18 protein-coding genes are annotated in these 16256 nt (G+C 45.8%); 5 read left to right on the forward strand and 13 right to left on the reverse strand.

Annotated elements, in window-relative coordinates; all coding sequences use genetic code 11:
* Positions 1–154: 154 nt before the first annotated feature.
* A complete protein-coding gene (locus KB186_RS16950; protein ID WP_173611023.1) occupies positions 155–1195 on the reverse strand; it encodes a FecCD family ABC transporter permease in 1041 nt (346 codons plus the stop codon).
* Entirely contained in the window at positions 1188–2204 is a 1017-nt protein-coding gene (locus tag KB186_RS16955; RefSeq protein WP_173611022.1) for a FecCD family ABC transporter permease, read from the reverse strand. Before KB186_RS16955 ends, KB186_RS16950 begins: the two co-directional genes overlap by 8 nt.
* A gap of 266 nt (positions 2205–2470) precedes the next feature.
* Here KB186_RS16955 and KB186_RS16960 point away from each other — a divergent pair, with 266 nt between their 5' ends.
* Positions 2471–3481 (forward strand): ABC transporter substrate-binding protein, encoded by a 1011-nt coding sequence (locus KB186_RS16960; RefSeq protein WP_221868249.1) that lies wholly within the window; start codon positions 2471–2473, stop codon positions 3479–3481.
* 75 nt (positions 3482–3556) lie between these two features.
* On the opposite strand, the gene KB186_RS16965 is transcribed toward KB186_RS16960, so the two are convergent.
* On the reverse strand, positions 3557–3715 hold the full coding sequence (locus KB186_RS16965; protein WP_173611020.1) for a hypothetical protein: 159 nt from the start codon (positions 3713–3715) through the stop codon (positions 3557–3559).
* Positions 3716–3909: 194 nt separating this feature from the next.
* Between KB186_RS16965 and KB186_RS16970 the strand changes: the two genes are divergently transcribed.
* Both KB186_RS16970 and KB186_RS16975 read left to right on the forward strand, forming a co-directional pair.
* Positions 3910–5778 carry a PAS domain-containing sensor histidine kinase gene (locus tag KB186_RS16970; RefSeq protein WP_232774035.1) on the forward strand — a complete coding sequence of 623 codons (1869 nt, stop codon included), beginning with the start codon at positions 3910–3912 and terminating at the stop codon, positions 5776–5778.
* A gap of 35 nt (positions 5779–5813) precedes the next feature.
* Complete coding sequence (locus tag KB186_RS16975) at positions 5814–5948, forward strand: DUF4023 domain-containing protein (RefSeq protein WP_173611018.1); 135 nt, start codon at positions 5814–5816, stop codon at positions 5946–5948.
* A 252-nt stretch (positions 5949–6200) separates the two neighbouring features.
* Here KB186_RS16975 and KB186_RS16980 read toward each other — a convergent pair whose 3' ends face one another.
* Positions 6201–7436 carry a branched-chain amino acid ABC transporter substrate-binding protein gene (locus tag KB186_RS16980; RefSeq protein WP_232774036.1) on the reverse strand — a complete coding sequence of 412 codons (1236 nt, stop codon included), beginning with the start codon at positions 7434–7436 and terminating at the stop codon, positions 6201–6203.
* A 218-nt stretch (positions 7437–7654) separates the two neighbouring features.
* Positions 7655–8122 carry a copper amine oxidase N-terminal domain-containing protein gene (locus tag KB186_RS16985; protein ID WP_173611016.1) on the reverse strand — a complete coding sequence of 156 codons (468 nt, stop codon included), beginning with the start codon at positions 8120–8122 and terminating at the stop codon, positions 7655–7657.
* 214 nt (positions 8123–8336) lie between these two features.
* On the opposite strand from KB186_RS16985, the gene KB186_RS16990 reads away from it, so the two are divergent.
* Entirely contained in the window at positions 8337–8558 is a 222-nt protein-coding gene (locus KB186_RS16990) for a hypothetical protein (RefSeq protein ID WP_026043328.1), read from the forward strand.
* Positions 8559–8689: 131 nt separating this feature from the next.
* On the forward strand, positions 8690–9292 hold the full coding sequence (gene clpP, locus KB186_RS16995; RefSeq protein ID WP_007720441.1) for an ATP-dependent Clp endopeptidase proteolytic subunit ClpP: 603 nt from the start codon (positions 8690–8692) through the stop codon (positions 9290–9292).
* Positions 9293–9406: 114 nt separating this feature from the next.
* On the opposite strand, the gene KB186_RS17000 is transcribed toward clpP, so the two are convergent.
* The 8 genes from KB186_RS17000 to KB186_RS17035 form a co-directional block, all read right to left on the reverse strand.
* Positions 9407–9592 (reverse strand): H-type small acid-soluble spore protein, encoded by a 186-nt coding sequence (locus tag KB186_RS17000; protein ID WP_088909644.1) that lies wholly within the window; start codon positions 9590–9592, stop codon positions 9407–9409.
* Between the two features lie 16 nt (positions 9593–9608).
* Positions 9609–9791 (reverse strand): hypothetical protein, encoded by a 183-nt coding sequence (locus KB186_RS17005; RefSeq protein ID WP_232774037.1) that lies wholly within the window; start codon positions 9789–9791, stop codon positions 9609–9611.
* 130 nt (positions 9792–9921) lie between these two features.
* Complete coding sequence (locus tag KB186_RS17010) at positions 9922–10179, reverse strand: HPr family phosphocarrier protein (protein ID WP_048034964.1); 258 nt, start codon at positions 10177–10179, stop codon at positions 9922–9924.
* A gap of 49 nt (positions 10180–10228) precedes the next feature.
* On the reverse strand, positions 10229–11176 hold the full coding sequence (whiA, locus tag KB186_RS17015) for a DNA-binding protein WhiA (protein ID WP_173611014.1): 948 nt from the start codon (positions 11174–11176) through the stop codon (positions 10229–10231).
* Positions 11177–11184: 8 nt separating this feature from the next.
* On the reverse strand, positions 11185–12195 hold the full coding sequence (locus KB186_RS17020; RefSeq protein ID WP_173611013.1) for a gluconeogenesis factor YvcK family protein: 1011 nt from the start codon (positions 12193–12195) through the stop codon (positions 11185–11187).
* Positions 12196–12273: 78 nt separating this feature from the next.
* A complete protein-coding gene (gene rapZ, locus KB186_RS17025; RefSeq protein WP_173611012.1) occupies positions 12274–13155 on the reverse strand; it encodes an RNase adapter RapZ in 882 nt (293 codons plus the stop codon).
* Between the two features lie 235 nt (positions 13156–13390).
* A complete protein-coding gene (trxB, locus tag KB186_RS17030) occupies positions 13391–14350 on the reverse strand; it encodes a thioredoxin-disulfide reductase (protein ID WP_173611011.1) in 960 nt (319 codons plus the stop codon).
* Positions 14351–14414: 64 nt separating this feature from the next.
* The gene (locus KB186_RS17035; RefSeq protein ID WP_173611010.1) at positions 14415–16058 is read right to left on the reverse strand and encodes a tetratricopeptide repeat protein; all 1644 of its coding nucleotides are present in this window, start codon (positions 16056–16058) and stop codon (positions 14415–14417) included.
* Between the last annotated feature and the right edge of the window lie 198 nt (positions 16059–16256).

The raw sequence follows: 16256 nt of genomic DNA on the forward strand, positions 1-16256 counted from the left end.
ATTTATACTAATCATTACCATATTTAAAGCGTATTGTAAATTAAAGTCTTGTAATATTTTGTAATAAATTGACAGATAGTGAACACAAAGACCCCTGAAGCATTCCTCTCCTTCAGGGTTCTCACTAAACTCTCGATAATCACTCTTCAATTTCCTACTGATGATTCCTCGTTTTATACAAAAGATAAACAAAAAACGGAGCTCCAATCGCTGCGGTAAAAATCCCTGCTGGCAAATCATGCGGTAAAAATACCGTTCTCCCAATTAAATCAGCCAAGACGACGAGCATCCCGCCCAAAACAGCGGAAGCCGGCAGCAAATAGCCATATGCAGAGCCTACTAGCCTACGAGCAATGTGTGGGGCCATCAACCCAATAAAACTGATTCCTCCTGCCACACCGACCGCAGCACCTGCCAATGCCACACTGATCGCAATCAAGAGCAAACGCTTCTTATCAATCGCTACACCAATGCCTTTGGCGATATCATCACCGAGCTCCTGGGCATTCAAATAACGGATTTGGAAAATCGTAGCGCCGAGAAACAATACGGTCCACGGAAGCAACGTTATCACATTTACCCAAGACATACCATACACGGTTCCTGTCATCCACCCGAGTGCATTTGAGGCTTTATGGGTTTGGGTAATCACCATAAAAAAAATCGTTAATGCCCCCATGCCTGCGGAGATACATACCCCCACAAGTGCGAGACGAAAAGGGGAGACTCCCTCCTTCCACGCAGTGAGATACGTAAGCGTCGCGGTTACCAATCCACCGATCAAGGCCACCAATGGCATCCATTGCACACTCACATCTTTTGCGAAGGTGATAAATGCTACCGCTGCTGCCGTCGCTCCCGCTGTAGTCCCGATTAAATCAGGCGAAGCTAACGGATTTCGCACCAAGGACTGCAAGATGGCCCCCGATACTGCCAGGGAAGCCCCCACCATGACTGAAACGACAACGCGAGGCAATCGCCAATCGAGCACGATCAATTCATTCTGTTCACTGCCCGCTCCCATAAAAGCTTTGATGACATCCCACACCGGAATATGCAAGCTTCCTAAGCCAATACTCAATACAATCACAGCAGATAACAGGATAAATAGAATGAAATTAATTCCTAACGCCCGCTTATCTACATGAAAAGAAAGCGCTGGCTTTTTGGTCCGTATGACTACATATCTATGCATACGCTCTCCTCCTGACCAGCGGGATGATAAAAGCCACTCCGATCATGGCGGTTGCTACGCCTACCGGTACTTCCAAACGCATAGGCATCAATACAAGGCGTGAAAGCAAATCAGCGCAAACCAGAAAAGCTCCGCCGAAGACAATCGAATAGGGAATCAACCAGCGATGATCAAGGCCGACTAAAAAACGACAAAGATGCGGTATGATGATGCCTACAAATGCAATCGGTCCGGCGAGCGCGACACTCCCACCTGCCAAAAGCACCACGATCAATATTGCTGTAGCTTTTACCAAGATAATCTTTTGGCCCAATCCAGTCGCTACATCGTCACCGAGTACCATCAAGTTTAACGAGCCGGTCAGTAGCATAGCGCCTAACCAGCCTACGAGCAAATAAGGAATGATCATAAAAAAATGATCAAGCTGTCTTCCCTCCACAGACCCAACTAACCAGTAAAAGGCCTCTGTCATCGTCTTTTCTTGCAGCAGCATAAACAGAGAAGTCACAGACGAAGCAAAAGCGGCAACCGCTGCACCCGAAAGTGTCAGCTTAATCGGAGTCATGCCTCCCCGCCCAGCGGAAGCCAACCCGTATACAAGCAGAGCAGTCACCCCTGCTCCGATAAAGCCCGCCCACATCATCTGCGACACGGGGAATTGCGAGCCAAATACAGCAATCGTCGTCACTATGGCTGCTGCAGCTCCAGCGTTCACACCGATAAGAGATGGTGAAGCCAAAGGGTTGCGAGTCAACGCCTGCAACAAAACACCTGCTACAGCGAGACTGCTCCCCACCGCTACCGCTGTCAGTGTACGCGGCATTCGGGAAGTCGTAATAATCAAGTGTTCCTCCGAACCTGAAAATTGAGTGTATGCCTCTACTGCAGTAGTGAGCGAATACCGATTAATTCCGAAAAGGATACTAGCTACCATCACGACTGCCAGGACGACGAGTCCTGCTATGAGTACAGTAGTCTTTTGCAGTCGGCTGGACAAAATCACATTCACGCCTGGTCCCTTCTTTCCGTATGCATTCTACCTATTCTGTTTATTCGCCACCTATGTATGTAAGTTTCTCCCACTAATCAGTCTAAGCTTGAGGATAGGGCTAGTCAATGATATTGATTTTTATTATCGATACTGGAAAATTTAGCACATAAATATCTATACTTTTCCTCTGATTCCAAAAAATATATTGACACATTGTCATATATGCATATACAGTAGTGAAGAAAAATGATAATCATTATCAGTTAAAAGGGGGATTTTCCATCATGCGCAAAACTTCCCTGCGTTTGATGCTCGGGGCTATGCTTTCCGCTGTCATGCTCGTAACAGGTTGCGGAGGACAGGCAACGCCTTCATCCGACTCATCTTCTTCTACACCAGCCGCGTCAACAAATACATCAGCACCGGCAGCGTCTGAAGAGAGAGAAGTAAAACACTTTATGGGGTCAACAAAAATAAAAGGGACTCCTCAACGTGTCATCACTCTCACCAGTGAAAGCACAGAGGCTGTTCTCGCGTTAGGGATTACGCCAGTTGGGGCTGTCATGAGTGGCCTTGGCAAATCTGGTGACCCATGGCATCCACATATTAAAGAAAAAATGAAGGATGCAGTTGAATTGGGTGATGAGAACCAACCAAACGTTGAGCTGATCGCCAGCCTGAAGCCAGATCTGATTCTGGGAACAAAAGGACGCCAAGGGCAAGAAAAAGTATACACTCAGCTATCCGCGATTGCTCCAACCGTCTTCTCCGAGGATCTCGTAGGCAGATGGAAAATCAACTTTGCCCTTTACTCCGAAGCGTTGAATAAAAAAGCTGAAGGCGACAAGCTGATGGCTGATTTTGATAAGAAGATTGAGGATGCAAAAGGAAAACTGGGTGACAAGACGAAGATGAAAGTCTCTGTCGTTCGTTTCGTAGCTGGTAAAACTCGTCTCTACTTGAAAGACACTTTCTCTGGCGTTGTTCTGAGCCAGCTCGGTTTTGCTCGACCAGCCTCCCAAGACATCGATGAGTTCAAAAAAGACATTCCAAAAGAACTCATGGCTGAAATGGATGGCGACGTCATGTTTTACTGGATCGGCGATTATTCCGGTGATGGATCTGCCAATAAATACACAGAGGAATGGATGAAAGATCCGCTCTATCAAAAACTGAATGTCGCGAAAAACAATAAGGCATTCCAAGTTGACGAAGTGATCTGGAACGTAGGCGGCGGCATCCTTTCTGCTGAACTGCTTGTTGATGACATCGTGGAACGCTTCTCCAAACTGTAGGCTATTTACTTTCCGATACCGTCAAAAAAGCAGGAGTGGTTGAGATAACCACTCCTTTTCTTTTGCCTGCTGGCATTATTGATCGAGTTCCTTATTTCCAGCAGTATCCTTACTGGGCAGGATCGGATCTATTTGTTCAGGTTTACGCGAATAAGCTTTGTTTGTAACCAAAATCGTCGCACCGATGACGACGATAAAAATGAGCACCAACGCAACGATAAAACCCGTTGTCATGCATACACCCCCGACTTTTTTCTAACTCTCATTATAGCTGATTTCCATGCGAGTCAGAACCTTCATGCATGACCAATTCATTATAGAATAACAAACTATTCCAAATTTTGATAGGAAAATGGCTCCTATATCTCGAATAGTTACGACAATACTATCTCATTCAAATACTAGATAGATTATGCGGGGGAAATCTGATGAACAAGCTTAATACCCCTTTCTTATGGAAAAAGAAACGTTCAAAAAAGGAAATCACGCAAGTTTTGTTTCCCGATCAAATATTAAAAGCATTTTTCCACTTTACGACGGATGCCATCTCCATTAGTGATCTCGATAACAATATCGTCTTGGTGAATCATGCTTTTGAGCAATACTACGGTTGGTCCATGGAGGAGATTTACGCTTCACCGCTCTGCTTTATTCCAGAAGAGTACAAGAGCGAGACCAAACAGTTATTTGATGCAGTCAGGAGCATGGGTGTCTTACTAACGAATTATGAAACCATCAGGCAGCGAAAAGATGGCACGAAGATGGATGTCATTCTGTCGGCTGCTCCAATCAAAGACGAAACGGGAAAAATTATTGGTGCTTCCTGCATTACTCGTGACATTTCTGACCGCAAAAAAATTGAAGAGGCCTTGCGTCAAACTGAAGCCAAATATCGTCTTCTCATCGATCATACTCAGGATATCGTGACGATTTATGATTTATCCATGCGACGCATCTATGCATCTCCATCTATCGAGCAATTGGGATTTGTTCCAGCCGAGGTTACTTCCCCTAACAATCTGCAGCTCACACATCCAGAGGATATCCCTATGTTCCGGAACAAATTTCAAGAGATCATGGCAACGAAGCAACCCGTTCATTTCGAGACACGCTCTATGGATAGGAATGGAAACGAAGTCTCCTTTGAAACACGCGGTATCCCCATTTTAAGCGCGGTAGGAGACGTTCAAAACATCATGTTAGTCTCGCGAAATATCACAGAACGCAAATACTCAGAGGCCGCCTTGTTTAAAAGCGAGAATACGAACAAAATCATCTCAGAATACACAGATGATCTGATTCTGATTACGGACAAAAACGGGGATATCCTCTATCTCTCCCCTTCGCATTCACGCGTAATCGAAACGAGTGAACATTGCCGTCAGCTTACCTTTGCCGAGATTCATCCAGAAGATCGCAAAACTGTTATTGACCACTTTCATCATTTGCTGGCGACCAAAGAACCAAAGATATGCGAATTCCGTTTCCAGACGAAAAATAAAAAATGGATCGTTCTCGAATCAAAGGGTGCCCCCATCCTGACGAAAACGGGAGATTGTGATGGCTTTATCATCGTATCGCGGGATATTACAGAACGGCGGCATAACGAGGAACTATTACGAAAGGCTGAGAAGCTGTCTGTGATTGGCGAGCTAGCTGCTGGAATCGCCCATGAGATTCGCAATCCGCTCACATCTTTGAAGGGCTTTATCCAATTTCTTTATCCGAGCATGAAAGATAACCAGCAATACGCCGATATCATGCTCTCTGAACTGGACCGGATCAATTTTATTGTGAGTGAATTGCTAGTCTTGGCAAAGCCACATAGCATTCAAATCAAGCCTCTTCCGCTCATCCCATTGCTGGAAAACGTGTTGGTACTTTTGAGGTCGGAAGCCAATTTGAAAAACATCGATTTCCGTACCGCATTTGCTTACCATCCGATCATTGCGGGAGAAGAAAACCAGCTCAAACAGGTCTTTATCAACATCATTAAAAATGCCATCGAAGCGATTGACGGACATGGTGAGATTCATATTGCCACCGCCTTAAAAGACAATCATCAAGTACTCATTACACTCACAGATACTGGCTGTGGAATCTCTGAAGAAATGATTCACAAGCTGGGCGCCCCCTTTTTCACGACAAAAGAAAACGGAACTGGCCTCGGCCTCATGATCAGCAGCAAAATCATGAAAGACCACAATGGCAGCTTGGAAATTAAAAGCAGGGAGCACGAAGGTACAGTGGTAGAAATAACACTGCCGATTGTACAGGGCCAAATTGGGTCATCCTAGAAGGGTGTACATCTCATCATCAGTGGAGGTGCCCTATGGATTTCTCCAAAATGAGCACGGGTGAGTTCGTGGCCAAAATTCGCGAATCCCAGGCGAAAAACCTGCGAAGCAGACAGCATCAGGGCTACGGTCATCCCGAAAAACGTTTGCCTAGCAAGCAAGGTATTTAACAAGCAAAAGCCCTCCCGTTGAGCTCCTTTGGCTAAAACGGGTGGGCTTTTGTCATTGTTATTGTGGATCCTGTTTATTCAGGTTACGATCTCTTTCGGACTTTTGCTTTTGGGTGCCCTGCGTCTTGCTGCTGTGTCCTTGATTGCCGCCATTCTTCGTATTTCGATTGTTTGACATCAGAATCCCTTCCTTTTCATTCTGGTATTCATGCCAAACGTAGTATGTCCCAAATGGCTTGTTCATAATGAAGATTACTTCGCTTCACCCATAAATACTTTCTTGCCGTCCTCATACTTGTACACGTATACGGAAGCAAAGTCGTTGTCGCCTTTTTCATTGAATGTTACGTTAACGAATTTGCCTTTGTAATCTTTGGTTTTGTGAACAGCTTCCAGCACTTGTTCACGAGTTGGCTTTTTGCCGCCGTTTGCTTTGATCGCTTCTTCCAAACCGTTCAGCATAACACCCATGGAGTCATAACCAAACGAAGTGAAGATCCCTACTTTGTTGCCAGTCGCGCTCTCGAAGTCTGTAATCCATTTCTTGCCGTCTTCGGTAGCACCAATATCGCCAACAGTAGAAGTAAAGACTACATTATTGGCATTTTCCGCACCAGCAATTTTCACCATGTCAGCGGAGTCATAGCCATCGCCACCCATGAAGACACCTTTGAATCCTTTTTCACGTGCTTGCTTCACGATGATTCCTGCATCAGAGTAGTATCCACCGAAGTAGATCATCTCTGGATTTTTCGCGAGGATTTGGGTGATAATCGCACTATAATCCTTCTCGCCTGCTGTTACCCCTTCATAGCCGAGAACTTGTACGCCGTCTTTTTCAAATTGCTTTTTCACTTCTTCCGCAAGACCTTGTCCATATGCAGCCTTGTCATGCATAACGAATGCTGTTTTTACATTCAACTGATTTTTGGCAAAAATAGCAGCCTTGGAGCCTTGTTGATCATCACGCGCACAAATGCGGTGTACGATCTTCTTGCCTTGCTCAGTCAAATCTGATCCCGTTGCGGAAGGAGATACCATCACGAGCTTCTCTTGCTCGTATTGCGCTGCTGCTGTGATGGAAGCACCTGTTGTAGCATGGCCAACTACTCCGACTACATCAGGATTGGAAATCAACATTTGTGCGACTGCTACCCCTTGTTTTGGGTCAGCTTGGTCGTCTTGCGCGGACAATTGAACGTCAAAGCCAAGTGCTTTGAATGCCTCTGCCTTTTCTTTCAATGCATATTCAGCACCAGCTTTTGCTGTGCTTCCGTAATCGGAGTACTGCCCAGACATCGGACCAACTACAGCAACGACGAGCTTCTCAGTAGCGCCACTTGCACCGCCCGTGCTTCCTCCGCTATTATTGCTTGGCTGTGGTGTCGCGCTTTGTCCACCAGTCCCCGTACCTCCGCCGCAGCCCGCGAGCAATGTGCTCAGAGCAAATGTTGCAGCCAGTATCGACAATGATTTCTGTTTTTTCATTGCAAAACATCCCCCTCTTTATTTATGAGCAAACTATGAATCACAATCTTATTGTAGGATATTTTAGAAAATTTGCAATAGAAATGATTAAAAGAAGAATCAATCAAAAAAACCTCTATCGCTGTCTGCTAATAGAGGCGTATACGCGTATTATTGAGGAAAATAGCCACTTCTACGCATAGAAGTGGCTATCTTGATGGGAAGTATCCCATTGATTATTAGGAATTAATTGGAATGCTCAGTTTGTAAGTGAGCGTTTTTGCATCGTATTCTACTTTTGCACCCAATTCTTGGGCAATGAATACGAGGGGCACGAGCACTGCTCCGGTCACTGGACGTGGCGGATTTGCTACACTGGTTTCTTTGCCGTTTTTATAAGCAAAGTTTTGGTTTTCGTACATACGCAGAGCGTACTTGTTGTCTTTGGCAACCAACAGAGATTTGGTCGTGCTATCCCATGCTGCACTACCACCCAAAGCAATCGCCAATGTGCTCGCATTTACATACGCAACACCATTTTCAGTAACGATTTCTTGTGGGAATGGGAACTCCTTGCCGTTTAGCTGAACTTTGATTTTTTGTTGCTGTACAGGAGCAGGAGCAGTTTGGGCGAAAGCAGCCGTTGCCGCTACACTTCCTGTTAGAAGAGCCGCTGTCAGCATCATTGTCGAAAACTTGCGAAGCATAATAAACACCCCTCAAATATCATGAAATGAATTCCAATTTTGTAAGGTTCGACACGAATCAACTTTTTCCTTCTTTTTTATCCCATACATTTCCTATGTAATTCTCTCGCCAAACATGACAAGACTAGGAAAAAAATAAATATCCCACGAACAAATGTTTTTGTGCACAACCTGTGCATAACATTGTGGATAACTTTCGAAAGTGAGGCTTGCCATGGCAGGGGAACGTTTTTTTCTCATCTATCAAGAGGCCAGTGACGAAGAATGCTTATTGACCATTGAACCATACAAAGATCAACAGGAGCTGGCGGAAGCCATCAATCAGCTGCAAGCCAAACAAGTCGATGAATATACGATCATCAAGGGAAAAAAGATGAAAGCCACGCTGAAACTCGCCGTCGATTTAACCGAGGCCGATGAGAATTCCAAGGAATGAATGTTTTCTTTTTCGAGTAGGTTTAGACAGAGGGAAATTGGCAAACATGGTAGTGAGGGAGCGCACTTATGTGTTTGACCTTCATTGACCTTTTGTGTATGATATTGTTACAAAGAGAGGAGGAAGACTAGATGCATATGAATTTAATTCCAACCGTCATTGAACAGACGAACCGCGGGGAACGTGCTTACGACATTTATTCCCGCCTGCTCAAAGACCGCATCATCTTTCTGGGAACCCCAATCAACGACACCGTAGCCAATATCGTTGTGGCACAGTTGTTGTTCCTTCAGGCGGAAGATCCGGAGAAAGACATTCACTTGTACATAAACAGCCCAGGCGGTTCTATTACTGCTGGTATGGCAATTTACGATACTATGCACTTCATCAAGCCTGATGTATCCACCATTTGTATCGGAATGGCTGCTTCCATGGGAGCATTCCTGCTGGCTGCTGGGGCAAAAGGCAAGCGCTTTGCTCTGCCAAACAGTGAAGTCATGATCCACCAACCATTGGGTGGTGCACAAGGACAAGCGAGCGACATTGAGATTGCCGCAAAACGTATTTTGAAGATGCGTGATCACCTGAACACCATCTTGGCTGAACGCACAGGACAGCCTTTGGAGCGCATCCAAAAGGATACCGATCGTGACAACTTCCTCTCTGCCGCTGAAGCAGTAGAGTACGGATTGATTGACAAGGTCATCACTTCCGAACCGTCTTCGAAAAAATAAGAGATAGGTAGTAAAAAAAGAAGCACTCGTGCCTGGATTTCAGGCCGAGTGTTTTTTGTATGCCGAGCAAACCCCAAGAGGCTTCCCCTTGGTTTGCTCGGCTTTTTTCATGGATCATTGTGATACTTCCATTAACTGACTGACATAGACTGTTCGGCTATGTCCTGGATTTTTTTCCTCATGCACACGTGCTGTTGACGTTTTTTCGTCTACAGCATCGATCCAAACGGCTTGTCCTTCGTACTCTACCTTGATGTGGTCGTCGGATTTCATGATGGCTTGTGCTCTCGTTACATTCATATGTGACTGACTCCCTCTATTGATCATCGTCAAGAGCTTGCTTGGCTGAAGTATCACCTGTCATCGTGTCTACAGTCGTTTCTTCAATCAGGCCATTTTGGTCGGAAATAACTCCGCCCCCCAGTCCCTCATTCACCATTCGATCAATGTCCATGTCATAACAATCGCGGCCTTCGTAACACTTATCACGGTTACTCATGTCTCATTTCCTCCTTCATGCAATCTACATAGGTTAGAAATGCCCTGCCCGAAGTGAATTGATACATTTTCATCAAGACGACCAACAAAAAAAGACACCTCCCTTTACGGGAAAAGTGTCTCTCGTGACTCTATTCTTCCTTGCTTACCAGATTCGTAAGGCTGGTGACTGCCTGGGAGGCATCCGGCCCTTCTGCCAAAATGGTAATTTCCGTTCCAGAGCTGATTGCGAGGCTCATGATACCCATGATGCTTTTCGCATTGACCTTCTTGTTGCCTTTTTCTACAAATACTTCCGATGCAAAACGGTTAGCTTCCTGTACGAAAAAGGCTGCTGGACGGGCTTGCAAACCGGTCTTTAACTGAACCACGACCTGCTGTTGAACCATGAATGGACCTCCTTACTTGTAGACTATTATCCTTTAGTATAACATGCATCTACATCGAAATATTTTGTTTTTCTCGTATTTTGTCAGCGATTTCGTTAATTTTTCGCAAGCGGTGGTTAATGCCCGATTTGCTTACTACTCCGCTTGGCACCATCTCGCCCAATTCTTTCAAATTGATGTCAGGATGAGCCACTCGAAGCTCCGCGACCTCTCGCAAACGTTTTGGCAAATTCTCCAATCCCATCTCTTGATCGATGAGCTGGATATTCTCCATTTGTCTAGTAGCTGCATTCACCGTTTTGTTTATGTTGGCGATTTCACAATTGTGTAAACGGTTTACGGAGTTCCGCATGTCCTTTACGATTCGGACGTCCTCGAAATACAAAAGCGCCTGATGAGCCCCTATCAAGCTCAAAAACTCTGTAATCTTTTCGCCTTCTTTAATATAGAGAACATACCCTTTTTTCCGCTCGATGCACTTGGCATTTAGTTTATATCGATTGGCGATTTTGGTCAACGCTTCGCAAAAATCCTGATAGGAAGTGAAAATCTCCAGATGATAGCTGGATGCCTCTGGATGATTCACAGATCCCCCCGCCAAAAAAGCCCCCCGCAAATAAGCAGCGCGGCAACAGGACTTCTTCACGATCTCAGGAGCGATTCCCGGGATAAACGACAGGCTTTGATCCATGATGCCCAAGTTTTGCAAGATCTCATTGGCCTTATTCGGAATACGCACAATGTAGACGTTGTTCTTTTTCAAACGCATTTTTTTGCGAACCAGCAATTCAGCGTGTATCTGAAACAACCTCTTGATTAACGTGTAAATGCGTCGGGCAATCGCCGCGTTCTCTGTCGTCACATCCAGCACCAGTCGTCCGGCTCCAAACTGCAGACTTCCATTCATTCGAATCAAGGCTGAGAGCTCTGCCTTGCTGCAGCAATCGGCACCCTCCGTCATGGTAAGTTCTTTTTTGGTATGCGCGGCGAATGACATCGACTTCACTACTCCTTCTCTATCTTCAGCACCTTCCGTCTTCGTTTGACGAGTGACACAACCTGCTTGCTGACAGCATGTGCATCATGACGTAGGTATCCATCCTCAAATGTGACTAACGGCTTCGCCACCACGTGGAGACCGAGTTGGCGCAATCGCTTTAGGTCACATCGGACGGGAGCTGCTCCTTTTTCCGCGTATTTGTCCAATACATGGGCAGGCAGCTCGGCTGAATTGACAATGATCGTATCCAGAAATGGTCTATCTACATGTTCATACATGACATTCACGTGCTTGGATGCAGAAAAACCGTCTGTCTCTCCCGGTTGTGTCATGACGTTACAAATGTAGATTTTCGGGGCTTGTGCGTGTGTAATCGCTTCAAATAGCCCGCGTACTAATAAATTGGGCAGGATGCTCGTGTACAAGCTGCCAGGCCCAATCAAAATGGCATCCGCGTCGGCAATCGCCATCAGGGCTTCGCTCAGAGGAACAGCGTCCTCTGGATCAAGAAACACCCGCTTGATTTCTTTGCCAGTCAACGGTATTTGGGATTCTCCGATTACGAGAGATCCATCTGTCATTTCCGCTTTCAACTGAATCGATTGCGTGGAAGCTGGCAATACATCTCCACGCACTGCCAAAACTCCGCTTAATGTTTTGACTGCGGTGACAAAATCTCCAGTGATTTCGTTCATCGCTGCAAGTAATAGATTTCCCAAATTATGCCCTGCTAATCCCGTGCCTGTGGAAAAACGATATTGCATGACTTTTTCCATCAACGGCTCTGTATCGGCCAGAGCAGTCAAGACGTTTCGAATGTCGCCAGGTGGAAGCATATCCATTTCTTCTCGCAAACGTCCAGAGCTTCCCCCATCGTCTGCTACCGTAACAATCGCTGTGATATGCACCGGCTCGTGCTTCAAACCGCGTAGAAGGACGGACAGACCCGTTCCTCCCCCAATAACGACTACCCGTAATGGCCTTGACTGTAGCCTCCCGACTCCCTTAGTAGGCATATGTCACCTCATTATTTCTAATACATATACCACAGGTGGCTTTTTATATACGCTTCAGTCTTTCCTGCCATCTTATGCTCATTTGTTCTTTTCCATGTCTCGATGACTGACACGGACAGAAAAATCTTTGCCAAAGGTTTCTCCCAAATGTTCTGCAATGGCGACCGAGCGATGCTTGCCACCGGTGCATCCGATTCCTATCACAAGTTGACTTTTTCCTTCCCGCTGGTAATGCGGCAGGGTGTACCCCAAAAAGTCCGTAAGCTTTTCTAAGAATTCTTTTGTGTCCTTGTGCTTCATCACATACTCTGCCACGTCTGGATCACATCCTGTTTTCGGACGCAATTCCTCCACATAATGCGGGTTGGGCAAAAAACGGACATCGAACATCAAGTCAGCGTCTATCGGTGCGCCGTATTTGAAACCAAACGATAATACATTAATCGTAAGTGGTGATCCTTGTTGACCGTATTGGTTGATGATTTTTTCTCGAAGCTGAACTGGCTTCATTTGACTCGTATCGATAATCTGATGCGCCCAGCCCTTCATTTCCTCCAACAAACGGCGCTCGGCGTGGATTCCTTCCAAAGGCGAACCGTTCGGAGAAAGCGGATGTCTACGGCGTGTTTCCTTATAGCGAGAAACCAATGTCTGATCGTTCGCATCCAGATAAAGGATATGGTAAGATAATCCATTCATTTGATTGAGGCTTTCCATGGTTACGGCTAGATTTTCAAAAAACTCACGCCCTCGCAAGTCAATCACCAATGCGACTCGCTCAATACTCCCACCAGACTGTTTAACCAACTCAGCAAATTTGGGAATCAGTACAGGGGGTAGGTTGTCTACACAAAAAAAGCCCAGGTCCTCCAAGCTTTGTACAGCAACTGTCTTTCCCGCACCTGACATTCCGGTAATAATCAGGAGATTCATGGCCTTGTCGTTTCCCAATTCCGTCACGCAACTCGCCTCCTACGATTCTGACAATAGCATACCATATTGTCGACCTTATTCGCACCTTTTTGAAACGCTTCCCCTGTTTTTCCAATGACGTCTTCTACAGGAGTACAAGCAAATTTAGAAAAAAAGATGCGTGACTGAATGCCAGCCACGCAACAATTGTTTATATAGATAAGGGGGTCAATTCATTGTCTATAGATTACTCTTGAATTATTTCACCCATGTTACAAGCAGGTTAAGAGATTGTGACATTTTGTTCCTTCAGCTTTTCATTTAGCTCTTCAACATAATGCTGAGCAGATTGAGCAGCGATCGAACCGTCTCCAGTAGCTGTCACGACTTGACGCAGCATTTTTTCGCGTACATCTCCTGCTGCAAAAACACCTTTTACTTTGGTGTTCATTTTTTCGTCTGTCAGTACGTAGCCTGCGTCGTTGGTGATGCCCAGTGGGCGCACGCTTGCAGTCAATGGGTCCATACCTACATAGATGAACACCCCATCTGCTGGATATTCTCTTTCTTCACCTGTTTTGGTGTTTTGCAAGAGAACCGCTTGTACTTTGCCTTCGCCACGGATCTCTTTTAGTTCTGTATCCCAGATTACTTCGATTTTTTCGTTATCGAAAGCGCGTTTTTGCAGGATTTTCTGTGCACGGAACTGATCACGACGGTGTACGATTGTCACTTTGGAAGCGAAGCGAGTAAGGAACACTGCCTCTTCTACTGCGGAGTCTCCCCCACCAACAACCACCAGCTCTTTATTGCGGAAAAATGCACCGTCGCATACCGCGCAGTAAGAAACGCCACGCCCGGACAATTCTTTTTCGCCTTGTACACCGAGCAAACGATGCTCTGCACCAGTTGCCACAATAACAGATTTGGTCAAGTATTCCTTGTCACCCGTGATAACGCGTTTGTACGGTTCTTCATCGCGGATTTCCTTGATCTCACCATATGCATACTCTGCACCGAATTGTTGTGCATGCTCAAACATTTTTGTAGAGAGATCAGGGCCAAGAATGGAAGTGAAACCTGGGTAGTTCTCGATATCTTCCGTGTTCGCCATTTGACCGCCTGGAATTCCTCTCTCCAGCATCAATGTGCTCATGTTCGCACGGGATGTATATACAGCAGCCGTCATTCCAGCAGGGCCAGCTCCGGCTATAATGACATCATAAATTTTTTGGTCGCTCATGCTTGTTGCCTCCTCATCTCACACAGTTCTGTTTCCTTATTTAAATTAATTATAAAGTAATAATCTATTTAAAATCAAGTGTCGACAAAACTTTGACGCACTTTGCCAAGGTTGCGGCAGAAATGCCATATTTTTGAGCTAGAAGGGCTTGTGACTGTTTTTCGTTCGTTATCGTTCCGTATACATATTCTAATGCTGCGACCCACGCTACTTCTTTTCGCACTTGTACCTGACTTTGGGCATGTTCATGATGCTTGCGCCATACATCAAGGCACCATTCTCCAGCCTCTTGCTTGCCCTGCGCGAGCAAATAATGGCTTATGCCTTCTTCTATACTGCTCTTTTGCTCTTCCGCCGTCGGTGAACCATTCGATCCATCAGGAGTTCCTTCCGGCATGTCTGCACCCATATCAGCCAAAGCCAGCAAAGCCAACTTTTGCAGCTGTTGGTTATCTGTCTGGTAATAAAATTGACGGACCGCGGTTTCCGCTTCATCGTCTCCGATCAGCGACAATGTTTGCAGCACCGCGAATTTCACTTCATCACGTCCATGCTGCAATGCCCAGAGGAGGGAAGCTCGGATCATCGGGTCTGTTTTAAAATCTTCCACTCCCGTGAACGAAGCCTTTTCCCATGAAACATCACGTTGGGTCGTATTGTATTGGTAGGGGATCGGTTTTATAGTCTCCCCTTCTTGTTCGTTTTTTACCATTTGAATGTATTGATCTGCGATACCTGCTTCTGGATCTAACTGCTTGGCTTTTTGCCACCAGCGCAGTGCTTGATCCTTTTTCCCACTCAAATAAGCCGAGATCGCAGCATAGTGATACGTGCACGCTTCATGTGGCCGTCCATTTCGCAGCATGCGCTGGTAATGGAAATACGCTTCGTCATGCTGGCCGAGCACTCCCATTGTTGTTGCGAGCTTGTAGGTATTTTCCGGATGGAACGGAACGACCTTTTTCAACATATCAATCAAGCTCAACAACTCTACCGTTTGATTGTGATGGGAGAGCAAAACCGCCAAATTGCACAGTGCATGCAGGTTTCCTTCTTCCTTATCCAGCGTTTGTTCGATTGTCTCCATCGCCTTCTGGAATTCTCCAGCATAATAGTAAGCGAGAGATAAATTGTTCCACGCCGGCAAAAAGTCAGGATCTGCCTCGACGATTTCTTTTAAGGTATCCAATGCCTCCAAGAAACGTCCCTCTTCCAGGCTGCGACGAGCTCGTTCATGCTTGCTGTATACGTCCTCTTTTTCACTTGGGAGGAAGTGTCGCGGTGGCATGTCCAGCTCAAAGTAAATATAGTCGAGAAGCTCTTCGGCATCTTCCCGATACGGTCCGGTACTATCTTCTTGTAAATAACGAACAGCCATTTCTTCTGCCATATGGTAATCTTCTAAGTTGGCATAGTTATTCGCCATGTAGAAATACACTTCTGTCATGGTTGGGTCCCATTTTTCTATCACTTCATAGAGGACTTCATTCGACGCTTCAAACTGTCCGGTTTCAGCTAAGGCACTAGCCAAATGGCAGTGGCATTCTGCATTCGATGGCTCCATTTCAACTGCTCGGCGAAATGAACGCAATGCTTTATCATAGTCGTACCGATTCAAACAACGCATTCCCCGGTCAACAAAAAAAGCAGCATCTTGCTTAAAATCAACGACGGTCGTTTTCTTCAAAATACTTTTGTTATGTTTCATAAAACCTCCAACATCGTAGGAGCTTACACTCCAAGTATCGTACCAGAAGCATCGGCACCCTACAAGCTGACTCGTCTTTTAAAGTGTTCAGCGGATAAAGCAAGAAACACCACTGGCACATAGCAAGTGGTGTTTACGAACAAAAATGGAGCGGACGAAGGGTCTCGAACCCTCGACCTTCGCCTTGGCAAGGCGACG

The sequence above is a fragment of the Brevibacillus sp. AF8 genome (genome assembly GCF_021270385.1).
GTDB lineage: Bacteria > Bacillota > Bacilli > Brevibacillales > Brevibacillaceae > Brevibacillus.

Coding starts and splice junctions, on each gene's coding strand:
- KB186_RS17000 (WP_088909644.1), bottom strand. CDS start 9,592: ATGAATGTAACGAGAGCACAAGCCATCATGAAATCCGACGACCACATC.
- whiA (WP_173611014.1), bottom strand. CDS start 11,176: ATGTCATTCGCCGCGCATACCAAAAAAGAACTTACCATGACGGAGGGT.
- KB186_RS16960 (WP_221868249.1), top strand. CDS start 2,471: ATGCGCAAAACTTCCCTGCGTTTGATGCTCGGGGCTATGCTTTCCGCT.
- KB186_RS16970 (WP_232774035.1), top strand. CDS start 3,910: ATGAACAAGCTTAATACCCCTTTCTTATGGAAAAAGAAACGTTCAAAA.
- KB186_RS16985 (WP_173611016.1), bottom strand. CDS start 8,122: ATGCTTCGCAAGTTTTCGACAATGATGCTGACAGCGGCTCTTCTAACA.
- KB186_RS16965 (WP_173611020.1), bottom strand. CDS start 3,715: ATGACAACGGGTTTTATCGTTGCGTTGGTGCTCATTTTTATCGTCGTC.
- KB186_RS16980 (WP_232774036.1), bottom strand. CDS start 7,436: ATGAAAAAACAGAAATCATTGTCGATACTGGCTGCAACATTTGCTCTG.
- KB186_RS16950 (WP_173611023.1), bottom strand. CDS start 1,195: ATGCATAGATATGTAGTCATACGGACCAAAAAGCCAGCGCTTTCTTTT.
- KB186_RS16975 (WP_173611018.1), top strand. CDS start 5,814: ATGGATTTCTCCAAAATGAGCACGGGTGAGTTCGTGGCCAAAATTCGC.
- KB186_RS16990 (WP_026043328.1), top strand. CDS start 8,337: ATGGCAGGGGAACGTTTTTTTCTCATCTATCAAGAGGCCAGTGACGAA.
- KB186_RS17035 (WP_173611010.1), bottom strand. CDS start 16,058: ATGAAACATAACAAAAGTATTTTGAAGAAAACGACCGTCGTTGATTTT.
- KB186_RS17020 (WP_173611013.1), bottom strand. CDS start 12,195: ATGCCTACTAAGGGAGTCGGGAGGCTACAGTCAAGGCCATTACGGGTA.
- KB186_RS17005 (WP_232774037.1), bottom strand. CDS start 9,791: ATGAGTAACCGTGATAAGTGTTACGAAGGCCGCGATTGTTATGACATG.
- clpP (WP_007720441.1), top strand. CDS start 8,690: ATGCATATGAATTTAATTCCAACCGTCATTGAACAGACGAACCGCGGG.
- KB186_RS17010 (WP_048034964.1), bottom strand. CDS start 10,179: ATGGTTCAACAGCAGGTCGTGGTTCAGTTAAAGACCGGTTTGCAAGCC.
- trxB (WP_173611011.1), bottom strand. CDS start 14,350: ATGAGCGACCAAAAAATTTATGATGTCATTATAGCCGGAGCTGGCCCT.